This is a genomic window from Paraburkholderia sp. UCT2 (genome assembly GCF_014397665.1).
GTDB lineage: Bacteria > Pseudomonadota > Gammaproteobacteria > Burkholderiales > Burkholderiaceae > Paraburkholderia > Paraburkholderia tuberum.
In genome coordinates, this window is sequence record NZ_VZQO01000025.1 from 15,837 (window position 1) to 30,613 (window position 14,777).

Consider the following 14,777-nt stretch of genomic DNA (forward strand, 5'->3'; position numbering starts at 1 on the left):
TCTAGAAGTCGATGCGCGCTGCACGCAGGAGGGCAGCGGTTTCAAAAAGCGGCAAACCCATGATACCCGAATAGGACCCGTCTATATGCTCGATAAACTCCGCCGCGCGTCCCTGCACGCCATACGCCCCCGCCTTGCCGAGCGGCTCACCGCTCGCCGCGTAGCGACGCAACGCGTCTGCGTGCACTGCAGCAAAACGCACCTTCGAGACCGACAACGCCGCGGGCAGCAGCGCGCCGTTGGCATCGATCACGGCGAGCGCGGTCAGCACTTCGTGCGTGCGGCCCGCGAGACGTGTGAGCATGGCGACCGCATCGTCGGCATCGATGGGCTTGCCGAGAATCGCGTCGTCGATCGTGACGGTGGTGTCGGCGACGAGTATCGGCCGCACCTCGTGACCGCCGTCGAGGAGCCGCGCGCGGGCCGCCTGCGCCTTCGCGATGCACACGCGCTGCACGTAGTCGCGCGCGTGTTCGCCGGGCCGTTCGGCTTCGAGCGCTTCGGCGTCTTCATCGGGGCGCGGCAGCAGCAATTCGAAACGCACGCCGAGCTGTTGCAGCAGCTCCTGGCGGCGCGGACTTTGCGAGGCGAGGTAGACGAACGGATGCAGCGAAGCGGAAGGCGTGGGCATGAACGGGTCTCGATGGAGCGGGAAACGGATGGCGCGGGGTGGTGAACGCGGGTGGGCGTGGAAGAGTGAGCGGGCGAGGTTGACCCGGTGATCCGATCGATGCGCTGCATCCACTAGCGGCATCGATGGACAGCGCGTCGGGCGCATCATCGCATGAAGCGGCGGCAATACGCTCAAGCGTATGGAGCCGAGCACCCGCGACGCGTCAGCAGCAACGAATCATTGCCAGGCGTCGCCGCGCGAGGCTCCAGCACCTACGGGCGATGATACGGATGATTTTGCGTGATGGTCCACGCGCGATAAAGCTGTTCGGCCAGCAGCACGCGCACCATCGCGTGCGGCAGCGTGAGGCTCGACACACGCAGCATCATATCGGCGCGTGCCTTCAGCTCGGGATCGAGCCCGTCCGCGCCGCCGATCAGAAAGGCCACGTCGCGGCCGTCTTGCTGCCAGCCCGGCAACGCGCCCGCGAGCTGCATCGTGGTCCAGTCCTTGCCGCGTTCGTCGAGCGCGACGATGCGTGCGTTCTTCGGCAACGCGGCTTCGATCTTCTGCCGTTCGGCGGCCATCACGCTTTCGGCCGAACGGCCCGACGAGCGCTGCTCCGGTTTGATCTCGCGCAGTTCGATGCGCAACTCGGGCGGCATGCGTTTCGCGTATTCGTCGAAGCCGGTCGCGATCCAGTCCGGCATCTTGTGGCCGACGGCGAGGATATGCAGTTTCATCGCGAGGACAGTAGCGCTGTGGCCGACACGGCCCGCTTACTTGCGGCGCGCCGTGGTCTTGCGCGCGGGCTTCGCGGCCGGCGCTTCCTCGTCTTCCTCGTCGTCGGGCTCGCTTGCGCGCGCGCCGCCGAACGGATTCGGCGTCGACAGCTTGATGCGCACCGGCTTGTCGCCCCAGATTTCCTCGAGGTTGTAGTACTGGCGCAGCGCCGGCTGCAGGATGTGCACGATCGCGTCGCCGCAATCGACCAGCACCCATTCGCCGATATCCTCGCCCTCGGTGCTGATGATCTCGCCGCCGGCTTCCTTCACGCCTTCGCGCACGCTCGACGCGAGCGCCTTGGTTTGCCGGTTCGACGTGCCGCTCGCGACGATCACGCGATCGAACAGCGAGGTCAGGTGGCTGGTGTTGAACACTTTGATGTCTTGCGCCTTGACGTCTTCGAGAGCGTCGACGATTACGCGTTGCAGTTTGCGAATATCCATGGAGTTACCGGTGGTACAGATGATGTTGAAGAATATAGTCCCACACCGCGGCGGGGACGTGACTCGCGGCCCGATCCTGGCTTGTGCCGCCCGCACCCGCGTGGGCGAGCCGCTGGTTGACCTGCTCGCGCAGATGCGCGCGAATGTCGGTGGCCGATACGTTGAACGCGAGCGTCGTGTCGATCAGCAGATGGCCGCAGGGTGTGGCCTGCAGCACGTCGGCGCGCGCACGGCGCGCGGCGATTTCCTTGGCGACCGCGGGGGCGACCGACGCGAGGTCGAAGCCGGGCCGCGTGGCCGCGCCGATATGCGCGAGCTCGAACAGGCGCCGCCAGTCGCGCCATGTGTCGAGATGCACCAGTTGATCCGCGCCGATCAGCAGCGTGATCGATGCGTCGTCGCCTTCGCGCTCGCGCCAGCATTGCAGCGTCTCGACCGTGTAGGTCGCGCCATCGTGCTCGATTTCGTCGGTCGCGACGCGTACCGTCACGCCGGGGATCGCGAGCGACGCGGCCGCCGCGCGCGTCATTGCGAGCCGATGTTCGGCGGGCGACACGTCGGCTTTCTGCCACGGCTGGCCGGCCGGCAGCAGCACCAGTTCGGTCAGCCGCAGCACGTCGGCGAACCGCCGCGCCAGCGCGAGGTGGCCGTCGTGGATCGGATCGAATGTGCCGCCCAGCAGACCGATCCGGCGAGGCAGGGCGACAGGGTGAGCGTTCGGCTTCAGGTGAGGGTCCTTTGTCGTGACCGTAAGCGAGACAGGTGGCGCGTCATACCCACTCGCGCGGCACGAGGAAATCGCTGTACAAACGCGCTTCCGGCGTGCCCGGCTCGGGGTGCCAGTCGTAGCGCCAGTTCGCCACGGGCGGCATCGACATCAGGATCGATTCGGTGCGTCCGCCGCTCTGCAGCCCAAACAGTGTGCCACGGTCGAAGACCAGATTGAACTCGACGTAGCGGCCGCGCCGGTAGGCCTGGAACGCGCGCTCGGCTTCGCCGTACGGCGTGTCGCGGCGCCGCTCGATGATCGGCAGGTACGCCTTGAGAAAGCCTTCGCCGACGCTTTTGAGCATCGCGAACGATTGCTCGAAGCCCGGCGCCGAGAAATCGTCGAAGAAAATCCCGCCAATGCCGCGCGGCTCGTTGCGGTGCTTCAGGAAGAAGTACTCGTCGCACCAGCGCTTGAAGCGCGGGTACAGATCCGCGCCATACGGCGCGAGCGCGTCGCGGCACACCTGATGGAACTGCCGGGCGTCCTCTTCGTAGCCGTAGCAGGGCGTCAGGTCCATGCCGCCGCCGAACCAGAACACCGGTTCTTCGCCTTCCCTCGTCGCGATCAGCAGGCGCACGTTCATGTGCACGGTCGGGCAGTGCGGATTGTGCGGATGCAGCACGAGCGACACGCCCATCGCCTCGAAGCCGCGCCCGGCCAGTTGCGGCCGCGCGGCGCTTGCCGAGCCCGGCAGCGCGTCGCCCGCGACGTCCGAGAAGCCGATGCCGGCGCGCTCGAAGAACTGGCCGCCTTCGAGAATCCGCGTGACGCCGCCGCCGCGCAGCTTCTCGCCGGGCGCGCGCTGCCACGCGTCGGTAGCGAACGCGGTGCCGTCGAAGGCGCCGAGCGTCTCCGCGATATGCGATTGCAGGCCTTGCAGCCAGCTGCGCACGGCTTGTGCGTCGTAGCTCGAATTGCTCATGAATGCAGGTGCTGGGGCGGCACGCTCGTCGTGCCGCGGGTTCGTCGAAAGAAAGCGATGGCCGCGCTGGCGCCGGGTGTCTGCGCACTCGGACCGCTGGTTCGGATTGTGCCTGGTTGCCGGAGGCGAACATCAGAGGCGGCTTGCCGCTTCAGTCGATTCGCGGGCTCCGGGCCCGTCTGCCGCGACGAGCGGGAAAGATTCAGTGTAGCGCGCGTCGTGTAACGTGCCCGCACTGCGGCGCCTGTGGCACCGGCAGTGCGCCGCCCGCAGGGCGTCCAGCGCTAGCGAAGCTTACTTGCCGTCGTGCTTGCGGTTGAGCGCGCGATAGCCGATGTCGCGGCGGTACTGCATGCCGTCGAACGCGATCTGGTTGATCGTGTGGTACGCGGCCGCCTGCGCGGTGCGCACCGAATCCGCGAGACCGACGACGCACAGCACGCGCCCGCCCGAGGTGGTCAGCTTGCCGTCCGTCAGCGTGGTGCCGGCGTGGAACGTGACTGAATCCGCGGTTTCGGCGGGAATGCCGTTGATGCGGTCGCCCTTCCTCGGCGTGTCCGGGTAGTTGTGCGCGGCGAGCACGACACCGAGCGCGGTGCGGCGGTCCCATTCGAGCTCGACGGTGTCGAGCGTGCCGGCGATCGCGTGTTCCACCACCTTCGAATAGTCGCCCTTCAGACGCGCCATGATCGGCTGCGTTTCGGGGTCGCCCATCCGGCAGTTGAATTCGAGCGTCTTCGGGTTGCCTTGCGCGTCGATCATCAGGCCCGCGTACAGGAAGCCGGTGTAGCGGATACCTTCCTTCTCCATGCCGCGCACGGTCGGCAGGATGATTTCGCGCATCACGCGCGCATGCAGTTGCGGCGTGACGATCGGCGCGGGCGAGTAGGCGCCCATGCCGCCCGTATTCGGGCCCTGGTCGCCGTCGAGCAGACGCTTGTGATCCTGGCTCGACGCGAGCGCGAGCACGTGCTTGCCGTCCACCATCACGATGAAGCTCGCTTCCTCGCCGGCGAGGAACTCCTCGATCACGACGCGCGCGCCGGCGTCGCCGAGCTTGTTGTCCGACAGCATCATGTCGACCGCGGCGTGCGCTTCTTCCAGCGTTTGCGCGACCACCACGCCCTTGCCGGCGGCGAGGCCGTCGGCCTTGATCACGATCGGCGCGCCCTTGGCGTCCAGATACGCGTGCGCGGCGGCGACGTCGGCGAAGGTTTCGTACTCGGCCGTCGGGATGCCGTGGCGCTTCATGAACGCTTTGGCGAAATCTTTCGAGCTTTCGAGCTGGGCGGCCTCTTTGGTCGGCCCGAAGATCTTCAGACCGCGCGAGCGGAACAGGTTGACGATGCCTGCCGCGAGCGGCGCTTCCGGCCCGACCAGCGTGAACGCAATCTGTTCTTTTTCAACGAAATCAGCGAGCGCGGCCGGCTCGGTGATGTCGATGTTGAGCAGACGCTCATCCTGAGCGGTGCCGCCGTTGCCCGGCGCGACGTAGACGAGCTGGACCCGCGGCGATTGCGCGAGCTTCCATGCCAGCGCATGTTCGCGACCGCCGGAACCGACGACGAGTAACTTCATGTGAATCCCCGAGACTTGAAAACCATAAACGGCCGAGCGGTGTGCTCAGCCGTGCAATAAACCATCAACAGCAAGGGCAAACGATGCCAGAGCCCGGCGCGCCATCACTCGCCGACGATCGACGCGTTTGTATAGACTTCCTGCACGTCGTCCAGATTTTCCAGCGCGTCGAGCAGCTTCTGCATTTTCACGGCATCGTCGCCGGTGAATTCGACTTCGGTCTGCGGCTTCATCGTGACTTCGGCCAGTTCGGCCTTGAAGCCCGCCGTTTCGAGTGCAGCCTTCACTTTCGAAAAATCGTTCGGCGGGCACAGCACCTCGATACTGCCGTCCTCGTTCGTCACGACGTCGTCGGCGCCCGCTTCGAGCGCGGCTTCCATCAGCGCGTCTTCGGCGGTGCCGGGAGCGAACAGGAACTGGCCGACGTGATCGAACATGAACGACACCGAGCCGTCGGTGCCCATGTTGCCGCCGTTCTTCGAGAACGCGTGACGCACTTCCGCGACCGTGCGGGTGCGGTTGTCGGTCATCGTGTCGACGATCACCGCCGCGCCGCCGATGCCATAGCCTTCGTAGCGGATTTCCTCGTAGTTCGCGCCGTCCGCGCCGCCGACACCGCGCTGGATCGCGCGGTTGATGTTGTCTTTCGGCATGTTGGCGTCGTACGCCTTGTCGACCGCGAGCCGCAGACGCGGGTTCGAGTCGATTTCGCCGCCTCCCAGACGGGCCGCAACCTGGATTTCCTTGATGAGCCGCGTCCAGACCTTGCCGCGCTTGGCATCGGCCGCTGCTTTCTTATGCTTGATGTTGGCCCATTTCGAATGACCCGCCATACTTTTCTCCGTCGCGCGCGCCAGCGGGGCGCACGCATAGTGCAATTGTCGTTGCGATGTCGGGCGCCTCGCGTGTTGCGCCTCGATGTCAATCCGTCAGGTGAAAGGCTGCCGGCCGCTCGTGCTTGTCGCTCGTGTTGGCCCGTCGAGGCGGCCACCTGTGCCGCCGATCTCAGCCTGGCCGTTCCCGCGCGTCGTTCCGCGCTTGCCCGCCGGTGGGCGTTCGTGCCGGTTCGTGCATGATCGGCCGGCCAGGCGCAGCCGCAGGGCGGCAGCGCGGTGGAGCGGCGCAGCTTGCGCGGCCAGGCGCCGCATGACCTGATGCGAAAGCGCGGGGCGCCAATCGAAATTGCAGGCGGTGGTGCGAGTGATCGTGCGGGTCGAGCCGACCCGTCGAGCGGATTCGAATTTTATCATGCCGCGAGGGTGCGGCAGAGGGGGCCGCGCCGCGAAACCGGCCGCAAATGCAATGAAATCGACGCGAAAATGAATGGAGGCGGCGCGGATGTGTCGCCGGGAGGGCCGGATGCGGGCGAAAGCGGGGCCGGTTCCGGGGCGGCGGCATCGCCAGGCCACCCCCGCTGGCCCCCGGCGCGTCAGTTCTTCGTACCGAACAACCGGTCGCCCGCGTCGCCCAGGCCCGGCACGATGTACGCATGCTCGTTCAGATGCGAATCGAGCGACGCGATGAACAGCTTGACGTCCGGGTGCGCGTCCTGGAACACCTGCACGCCCTCGGGCGCGGCGACGAGCGCGAGGAACATGATGTTCTCGGCCGCCACGTTGCGGCGCTTGAGCACATCGACCGCGTGCACGGCCGAGTAGCCGGTCGCGACCATCGGATCGCAGAGGATGAACACGCGGTCTTCGAGGTCCGGCAACCGCACCAGGTATTCGACCGGCCGATGATCCTCCGCGCGATACACGCCGATATGGCCGACGCGCGCCGACGGCACCAGCTCGAGCAGGCCGTCCGACATGCCGACGCCCGCGCGCAGCACCGGCACGATCGCGAGCTTCTTGCCGGCGATCACCGGCGCGTCGATCTCGACGAGCGGCGTGGTGATGCGGCGCGTGGTCATTGGCAGGTTGCGGGTGATTTCGTAGCCCATCAGCAGCGTGATTTCGCGCAGCAGTTCGCGGAACGTGCGCGTCGACGTGTCCCGGTCGCGCATGTGCGACAGCTTGTGCTGGATCAGCGGGTGATCGAGGATGAAGAGATTGGGGAAACGGCTATCCTGGGTCATGGCGGGCTCGCGCGCGGCGGCAAGGTGGATCGGTTCGGCGCGCTCATCCGTTGGCTCAGTCCGCGCTCGAAGGTCGGACGAACGGTGGAAAAGCGCGCCACCGCGCAAGTTTACCGAAAGAGTACCGCCCGGCGATACCTGAGTTTGCAGCGACTCGGCACAGTCCGGCACCGATTCTTCTAGAATCTGGGGAAACTTCGCCAGGAGGGCATACACATGGACATGGGAATCGCAGGACGCCGCGCGCTGGTTTGCGCGGCGAGCAAAGGTCTGGGACGCGGCTGCGCGGAAGCGCTCGCCGCCGAGGGCGTCGACCTGACGATCGTCGCGCGCACCGCCGAAACGCTCGAAGCGACCGCCGAGGCGATCCGCAAGCAGAGCGGCGTCGAGGTGAAGACCGTCGCATGCGACATCACCACGCCTGAAGGGCGTGCGGCCGCGCTCGCGGCCTGCCCGCAGCCGGACATTCTCGTCAACAACGCGGGCGGTCCGCCGCCGGGCGATTTCCGCAACTTCACGCACGAGGACTGGATCCGCGCGCTCGAAGCCAACATGCTGACGCCGATCGAGCTGATCCGTCAGACCATCGACACGATGAGCGCGCGCGGCTTCGGGCGCATCGTCAACATCACGAGCTCGGCGGTGAAGGCGCCGATCGACGTGCTCGGTCTGTCGAACGGCGCGCGCTCCGGCCTGACCGGTTTCGTCGCGGGGCTCGCGCGCAAGGTCGCGCCGACCGGCGTGACGATCAACAACCTGCTGCCGGGCCTGTTCGACACCGACCGTATCGCGGTCACGTTCGAGGCGCAGGCGAAGACGCACAACATTTCGATCGACGAAGCGCGCAAGCAGCGCATGAAGACGATCCCCGCCGGCCGCTTCGGTAATCGCGAAGAATTCGGCCGCGCCTGCGCGTTCCTGTGCAGCACGCACGCGGGTTACATCACCGGGCAGAACTGGTTGATCGACGGCGGCGCCTATCCTGGTACGTACTGAGCTGGTACGTACTGAGCTGGTACGTACCGAGCCGCCGCGCGCGAACGACACCCGTCATATCACAACAACGATAGTCACAAGGGTTTGAGGAGTCTTACGTCATGAGCACCCGCATTGCGCTGATCGCGCACGATCACAAGAAGGACGACATCGTCAAACTGGCCGGCGAATACGTCGACACGCTCGCGCGCTGCGAGATCGTCGCAACCGGCACGACCGGCGGACGCATCAGCGACGCGCACGGCCTGACGGTCGAGCGCATGCTGTCGGGCCCGCACGGCGGCGACCTGCAGATCGGCGCGCAGCTCGCCGAAGGGCGCGTCGACATGGTGATTTTCCTGCGCGACCCGATGACGCCGCAGCCGCACGAGCCGGACATCAACGCGCTAGTGCGCGCGTGCGACGTGCACAACATTCCGTGCGCGACGAACATATCGACCGCCCGCATGGTGCTCGACGTGCTGACGCTGCGCCTGTCCGGCGAGGCGTGAGCGCGCGCGTCGCCGCACCCACATCCATACAGATGACAGATGAAGGAGACGTGATGGTCAAGGCAATCCGTTTCGACAAAACCGGCGGCCCCGAAGTCATGAAATGGGTTGACGTCGAGGTGGGCGAGCCCGGCGCGGGCGAGATCCGCATTCGCCAGACGGCGGTCGGCCTCAATTACATCGACGTGTATTTCCGCACCGGTCTGTATCCGCTGCCGTTGCCGGGCGGGCTCGGCATGGAAGCGGCCGGCGAGGTCAGCGCGGTGGGCGCGGGCGTGACCGGTCTGAAGGTCGGCGATCGCGTCGCGTATGTCGCGCGGCCGCCCGGCGCGTATGCGCAGGAGCGCGTGCTGCAGGCCGCGCTGGTCGTCAAGCTGCCCGATGCGATCAGCGACGAGCAGGCCGCGTCGGCGATGCTGCAAGGCTTGACTGCGCAATATCTGCTGCGCCGCACGTATCGCGTGAAGGCCGGTGACACGATCCTCATTCAGGCCGCAGCGGGCGGCGTCGGCCTGCTCGTGTGCCAGTGGGCGAAGGCGCTCGGCGCGACGGTGATCGGCACGGTCGGTTCCGACGAGAAAGCCGAGATCGCGAAAGCGCACGGCTGCGATCACGCGATCGTCTATACGCGCGAGAACTTCACGAAGCGCGTACGCGAGATCACCAACGGCGCGGGCGTGCCGGTCGTCTACGATTCGATCGGCAAGGACACCTTCGAAAAATCGCTCGACTGTCTCGCGCCGCTCGGCCTGTTCGTGAGCTTCGGCAACGCGTCGGGTCCGCTGCCGCCGATCGATTCGTCGGAATTCGCGGGACGCGGCTCGCTGTTCTTTACACGACCGACGCTCTTCACCTATATGGCGAAACGCAGCGACTACGAGGCGATGTCGGCCGAGCTGTTCGACGTGCTGAGCTCGGGCAAGGTCAAGACGAGCATCAATCAGCGCTATGCGCTGCCGGACGTCGGGCAGGCACATGCGGACCTCGAAGGGCGCCGCACGACGGGGTCGACGATCCTGCTGCCGTAAAGAAGTGGCAGCGCGGCCTCGGGCTGCGCTACACGTCATCCATCAGGGCCGTTTCATCGCGAGATGAAACGGCCTTGTCCGTTTACGCGATTTTTACGCGTACCCCGCGATCTTTGACCAGCCCTTTAGGCCGATCGGCATACCGTTCTATCCATCCAAAGTCCGTGAATGGAGAACGAGAATGGATGTGCTGTATGTCGGGGGCCTGGCGCTGTTTGCCTTGCTGACCTTTGGGCTGATTGGCGGCTGCGAGAAGCTGATGCAGTTGCGCCGCGGACAAGGAGCGCGCTGATGACCTGGATGCTGTGGCTGGCCGGCGCGTCCACCGCGCTGCTGTTCGTCTATCTCGTGTATGCGCTGCTGCGCGCGGAGGACATTGAATGAACACGAACGATGTCCTGCAGGCGAGTCTTTTTATTGTCGTGCTACTGGCCGCGGCGGTGCCGATGGCGAGCTATCTCGGCGCCGTGATGGACGGCAGTTCGCGCGTGGTGCGCTTCGGCGCGCCGCTCGAACGGCTGCTTTACCGTATCGCCGGCGTCGATCCAGCGGCGGAAATGGGCTGGAGGCACTACGCGGTCGCCACGCTAGCGTTCAACGTGCTTGGCGCGGCGTTCCTGTACGTGCTGCTGCGCGTGCAAGGGTGGCTGCCAGGCAATCCGCAGCAGTTCGGCGCGATGTCGGTCGACAGCGCCTTCAACACCGCGGTCAGCTTCGTGACCAACACCAACTGGCAGGACTACACGCCCGAGCAGACCGTCGGCTATCTGACGCAGATGCTCGGCATGACCGTGCAGAACTTCCTGTCGGCGGCGACCGGCATCGTCGTCGTGTTCGCGTTGATGCGCGGCTTCGCGCGTCATACCGCGCAGACGATCGGCAACTTCTGGGTCGACATCACGCGCGTGACGATGTACGTCCTGCTGCCGATGGCGGCGATCATCGCCGCACTGCTGATGAGTCAGGGCGTGATCCAGAACTTCAAGGCATATCAGGAGGTGCCGACGCTGCAGACCACCACCTACGCCGCGCCGAAGCTCGACGCGCAAGGCAATCCGGTGAAGGACGCGAAGGGCGATCCGGTGATGCTCGACACGCCCGTGAAGACACAGACCATCGCGATGGGCCCGGTCGCGTCGCAGGAAGCGATCAAGATGCTCGGCACCAACGGCGGCGGCTTCTTCAACGGCAACTCCGCGCATCCGTACGAAAACCCGACGCCGTTCTCGAACTTCGTGCAGATCATCTCGATCCTGATCATCCCGGCGGCGCTCGCGCTCGTGTTCGGCCGCGTGATCGGCGACCGGCGGCAGGGCGTCGCGGTGCTCGCGGCGATGACGATCGCGTTCGGCGTTTGCGTGTTCGGCGAGATCAGCGCCGAGCAGAGCGGCAATCCCGCGTTCACGGCGCTCAACGTCGACCAGTCGGCGAACGCGCTGCAGGCGGGCGGCAATGCGGAGGGCAAGGAAACGCGCTTCGGCATCGCGCAGTCGGGCATCTTCACGGTCGCGACGACGGCGGCTTCGTGCGGCGCGGTCGACAACATGCACGATTCGTTGACGCCGCTCGGCGGCCTGTATCCGATGCTGCTGATCCAGCTCGGCGAAGTGATCTTCGGCGGTGTCGGTTCCGGCATGTACGGGATGCTCGTGTTCGCGCTGCTCGCGGTGTTCGTCGCGGGACTGATGATCGGGCGTACTCCCGAATATGTCGGCAAGAAGATCGAGGCCTACGAGATGAAGATGGTGTCGATCGTCGTGCTGCTCACGCCGCTGCTCGTGCTGGTGGGCACCTCGATCGCGGTGCTCAGCGCGGCGGGCAAGGCCGGCATCGCAAACCCCGGTGCACACGGCTTCTCCGAGATCCTCTATGCGTTCAGCTCGGCGGCGAACAACAACGGTAGCGCGTTCGCGGGTCTCACGGTGAATACGCCGTTCTACAACTGGCTCACCGCGATCGCGATGTGGTTCGGCCGCTTCGGCACGATCGTGCCGGTGCTCGCGATCGCCGGTTCGCTCGCCGCGAAGAAGCGCATCGCCGTCACCGGCGGCACGCTGCCGACGCACGGACCGCTGTTCGTCGTGCTGCTGCTCGGCACGGTGCTGCTGGTCGGCGCGCTGACCTACGTCCCGGCGCTCGCGCTCGGTCCCGGCGTCGAGCAATTGATGATGATCGGCGTGCAGTGACCCACGGCAGTGACCCAGGCCGCGAGCCAACGACCGAACAGGCGCCTGCACGCCGCAAGCCTGCCAGCGCCCACGGACATTCGAGGATTCAATGACTGAACATAACGCTACCCGGTCCATGTTCGACCCGGCGCTGCTGCGCCCGGCGATCGTGGACTCCTTTAAAAAGCTCACGCCGCGCACGCAGTTTCGCAACCCGGTGATGTTCTGCGTGTACGTCGGCAGCATCCTGACGACCATTCTGTGGATCGCCGCGCTCGGCGGTCAGGCCGAGGCGCCCGCGGGCTTCATCCTCGCGGTCACGCTATGGCTGTGGTTCACGGTGCTGTTCGCGAATTTCGCGGAGGCGCTCGCCGAAGGCCGCTCGAAAGCGCAGGCCGCGTCGCTGCGCAGCGCGAAGAAAGACGTGATGGCGAAAAAGCTCAACGAGCCGCATCCGAAGTCGCCGATCCGCATCACGACCGCGACCGATCTGCGCCGTGGCGACGTCGTGCTGGTCGAGACCGGCGACGTGATCCCGGCCGACGGCGAAGTGATCGACGGCGTCGCTTCGGTCGACGAATCGGCGATCACCGGTGAATCGGCGCCGGTGATCCGCGAGTCGGGCGGCGACTTTTCGTCGGTGACGGGCGGCACGCGGGTGCTGTCGGACTGGATCGTCGTGCGCGTCACGGCCAATCCGGGCGAGGCGTTCCTCGACCGCATGATCGCGATGGTCGAAGGCGCGAAGCGTCAGAAGACGCCGAACGAAATCGCGCTCACCATCCTGCTCGTCGCGCTGACCATCGTGATGCTGCTCGCCACCGCGACGCTGCTGCCGTTCTCGATGTTCTCCGTCGAAGCCGCGAAAGCGGGCCACGTGGTGACGATCACCGCGCTCGCCGCGCTGCTCGTGTGTCTGATCCCGACGACGATCGGCGGCCTGTTGTCGGCGATCGGCGTGGCCGGCATGAGCCGCATGATGCAGGCGAACGTGATCGCGACCTCGGGCCGTGCCGTCGAAGCGGCCGGCGACGTCGACGTGCTGCTGCTCGACAAGACCGGCACGATCACGCTCGGCAACCGCCAGGCGTCGCAGTTTCTGCCCGCGCCGGGTCTGACCGAAGAGGCGCTTGCCGATGCCGCGCAGCTGTCGTCGCTCGCCGACGAAACGCCGGAAGGCCGCAGCATCGTCGTGCTCGCGAAGCAGCGCTTCAATATCCGTCAGCGCGATATGGCCTCGCTGCATGCGGTGTTTCTCGCGTTCACGGCGCAGACCCGCATGAGCGGCGTCGATCTCTCCCCCCAGGGGACTTCCTCCGGGGCGCCGAACCGTGAAATCCGCAAGGGCGCGGCCGATGCGGTCAAGCACTACGTCGAAGCGAACGGCGGCCGTTTCCCGAATGAAGTCAGCAACGCGGTCGCCGATGTCGCGCGACGCGGCAGCACACCGCTGGTGGTCGCCGAGAAAGGCGAGCAGGGCGCGCGCGTGCTCGGCGTGATCGAGTTGAAGGACGTCGTGAAGGGCGGCATCAAGGAGCGCTTCGCCGAGCTGCGCAAGATGGGCATCAAGACCGTGATGGTGACGGGCGACAACCGCCTGACCGCCGCCGCGATCGCGGCCGAAGCGGGCGTCGACGACTTCCTTGCCGAGGCGACACCCGAAACGAAGCTCGCGACGATTCGCGCGCATCAGGCCGAAGGGCGTCTGGTCGCGATGACCGGCGACGGCACCAACGATGCGCCCGCGCTCGCGCAGGCCGACGTCGCGGTCGCGATGAACACCGGCACGCAGGCGGCGAAAGAGGCCGGCAATATGGTCGACCTCGATTCGAATCCGACCAAGCTGATCGAGATCGTCGAGATCGGCAAGCAGATGTTGATGACGCGCGGGTCGTTGACCACGTTCTCGATCGCCAACGACCTCGCCAAGTACTTCGCGATCATCCCGGCCGCGTTCGCGTCGACGTATCCGGCGTTGAACGCGCTGAACGTGATGCATCTGGCGACGCCGACCTCGGCAATCATGTCGGCGGTGATCTTCAACGCGCTGATCATCGTGCTGCTGATTCCGCTGGCGCTGAAGGGCGTGCGCTATCGCGCGCTAGGCGCTGCGATCCTGCTGCGCCGCAATCTGCTGATCTATGGCCTTGGCGGCATCATCGTGCCGTTCATCGGCATCAAGCTGATCGATATGGTGCTCGCCGCGTTCGGCTGGGTTTGAGCGCGCAGCGCGTCATTACGCCACAACCAGAAGTGATGAAAAGGGAAAGAGACCCATCATGAAGAATCTGTTCCGTCCGCTGATCGTGATCTTCGCGGTGCTGACCGCGATCACAGGACTCGCCTATCCCGCCGTGATGACCGCGTTCGGCCAGGCGGCGTTCCACGAACAGGCCAACGGCAGCCTCATCGAGCAGAACGGCAAGGTGGTCGGCTCACAGCTGATCGGCCAGCAGTTCGACGCGCCCCAGTACTTCTGGGGCCGGCTGTCGGCGACGAGCCCGATGCCGTACAACCCGCAAAGCTCGGGGGGCTCGAACCTCGGGCCGACCAACCCGGCGCTGCTCGACGAGATCAAGGGCCGTCTCGCGGCGCTGAAGGCGGCGGGCACCGACATGTCGAAGCCGGTGCCGGTCGATCTGGTCACGTCGTCGGGCAGCGGGCTCGATCCGGAGATCAGTCCGGCCGCGGCCGCGTATCAGCTCGAGCGGGTCGCGCAGGCCCGTCACCTCGCGCCGAACGACGTGCAGGCGCTCGTCGAGCGCTACACGACGGGGCGCCAGTTCGGCGTGCTCGGCGAGCCGCGCGTGAATGTGCTGAAGCTCAATCTCGCGCTCGATGAAATGAAGCGCGGCTGACACTGAACGCAGCGACGACGCACCAGCCGCAATTGCGGTTCA

General features: G+C 66.1%; 16 protein-coding genes. 8 read left to right on the top strand and 8 right to left on the bottom strand.

All coding sequences use genetic code 11. The annotated features are described in order from the left end of the window. Position 1: 1 nt before the first annotated feature. The 8 genes from F6X39_RS20925 to upp all read right to left on the bottom strand — a co-directional run bounded on the left by F6X39_RS20925 (position 2) and on the right by upp (position 7,194). Positions 2-631, bottom strand: coding sequence for a Maf family protein (locus F6X39_RS20925; protein ID WP_184010124.1), 630 nt, complete (start codon positions 629-631; stop codon positions 2-4). Positions 632-885: 254 nt separating this feature from the next. Next, positions 886-1,356 (bottom strand): 23S rRNA (pseudouridine(1915)-N(3))-methyltransferase RlmH, encoded by a 471-nt coding sequence (gene rlmH, locus F6X39_RS20930; protein ID WP_187617956.1) that lies wholly within the window; start codon positions 1,354-1,356, stop codon positions 886-888. 36 nt (positions 1,357-1,392) lie between these two features. Beyond that, entirely contained in the window at positions 1,393-1,842 is a 450-nt protein-coding gene (gene rsfS / locus F6X39_RS20935; protein WP_018419969.1) for a ribosome silencing factor, read from the bottom strand. A gap of 4 nt (positions 1,843-1,846) precedes the next feature. Next, positions 1,847-2,569, bottom strand: a complete 723-nt coding sequence (locus F6X39_RS20940; RefSeq protein WP_221307877.1) for a nicotinate-nucleotide adenylyltransferase — start codon at positions 2,567-2,569, stop codon at positions 1,847-1,849. A gap of 43 nt (positions 2,570-2,612) precedes the next feature. After that, complete coding sequence (gene hemF, locus F6X39_RS20945; protein ID WP_187617957.1) at positions 2,613-3,536, bottom strand: oxygen-dependent coproporphyrinogen oxidase; 924 nt, start codon at positions 3,534-3,536, stop codon at positions 2,613-2,615. Between the two features lie 294 nt (positions 3,537-3,830). Beyond that, positions 3,831-5,114: a phosphoribosylamine--glycine ligase gene (gene purD / locus F6X39_RS20950; protein ID WP_184021714.1), complete on the bottom strand. Its 1,284-nt coding sequence runs from the start codon at positions 5,112-5,114 to the stop codon at positions 3,831-3,833. 104 nt (positions 5,115-5,218) lie between these two features. After that, on the bottom strand, positions 5,219-5,947 hold the full coding sequence (locus tag F6X39_RS20955; protein WP_187617958.1) for a YebC/PmpR family DNA-binding transcriptional regulator: 729 nt from the start codon (positions 5,945-5,947) through the stop codon (positions 5,219-5,221). 596 nt (positions 5,948-6,543) lie between these two features. Further along, positions 6,544-7,194 carry a uracil phosphoribosyltransferase gene (gene upp, locus F6X39_RS20960; protein WP_026225693.1) on the bottom strand — a complete coding sequence of 217 codons (651 nt, stop codon included), beginning with the start codon at positions 7,192-7,194 and terminating at the stop codon, positions 6,544-6,546. 216 nt (positions 7,195-7,410) lie between these two features. Here upp and F6X39_RS20965 point away from each other — a divergent pair, with 216 nt between their 5' ends. The 8 genes from F6X39_RS20965 (at position 7,411) to kdpC (ending at position 14,735) form a co-directional block, all read left to right on the top strand. Beyond that, positions 7,411-8,190 (top strand): SDR family oxidoreductase, encoded by a 780-nt coding sequence (locus tag F6X39_RS20965; protein WP_090803723.1) that lies wholly within the window; start codon positions 7,411-7,413, stop codon positions 8,188-8,190. 101 nt (positions 8,191-8,291) lie between these two features. Continuing rightward, positions 8,292-8,681: a methylglyoxal synthase gene (locus F6X39_RS20970; protein ID WP_013088898.1), complete on the top strand. Its 390-nt coding sequence runs from the start codon at positions 8,292-8,294 to the stop codon at positions 8,679-8,681. 53 nt (positions 8,682-8,734) lie between these two features. After that, on the top strand, positions 8,735-9,709 hold the full coding sequence (locus F6X39_RS20975) for a quinone oxidoreductase family protein (protein ID WP_187617959.1): 975 nt from the start codon (positions 8,735-8,737) through the stop codon (positions 9,707-9,709). 181 nt (positions 9,710-9,890) lie between these two features. Further along, on the top strand, positions 9,891-10,001 hold the full coding sequence (locus F6X39_RS20980; protein WP_018419977.1) for a hypothetical protein: 111 nt from the start codon (positions 9,891-9,893) through the stop codon (positions 9,999-10,001). Then, on the top strand, positions 10,001-10,093 hold the full coding sequence (kdpF, locus tag F6X39_RS20985) for a K(+)-transporting ATPase subunit F (protein WP_013088901.1): 93 nt from the start codon (positions 10,001-10,003) through the stop codon (positions 10,091-10,093). Before F6X39_RS20980 ends, kdpF begins: the two co-directional genes overlap by 1 nt. Beyond that, positions 10,090-11,895 (top strand): potassium-transporting ATPase subunit KdpA, encoded by a 1,806-nt coding sequence (gene kdpA / locus F6X39_RS20990; protein ID WP_187617960.1) that lies wholly within the window; start codon positions 10,090-10,092, stop codon positions 11,893-11,895. Before kdpF ends, kdpA begins: the two co-directional genes overlap by 4 nt. 91 nt (positions 11,896-11,986) lie before the next feature. Further along, a complete protein-coding gene (gene kdpB / locus F6X39_RS20995) occupies positions 11,987-14,098 on the top strand; it encodes a potassium-transporting ATPase subunit KdpB (protein ID WP_187617961.1) in 2,112 nt (703 codons plus the stop codon). Between the two features lie 58 nt (positions 14,099-14,156). After that, entirely contained in the window at positions 14,157-14,735 is a 579-nt protein-coding gene (kdpC, locus tag F6X39_RS21000) for a potassium-transporting ATPase subunit KdpC (protein ID WP_184021726.1), read from the top strand. Positions 14,736-14,777: the final 42 nt, after the last annotated feature.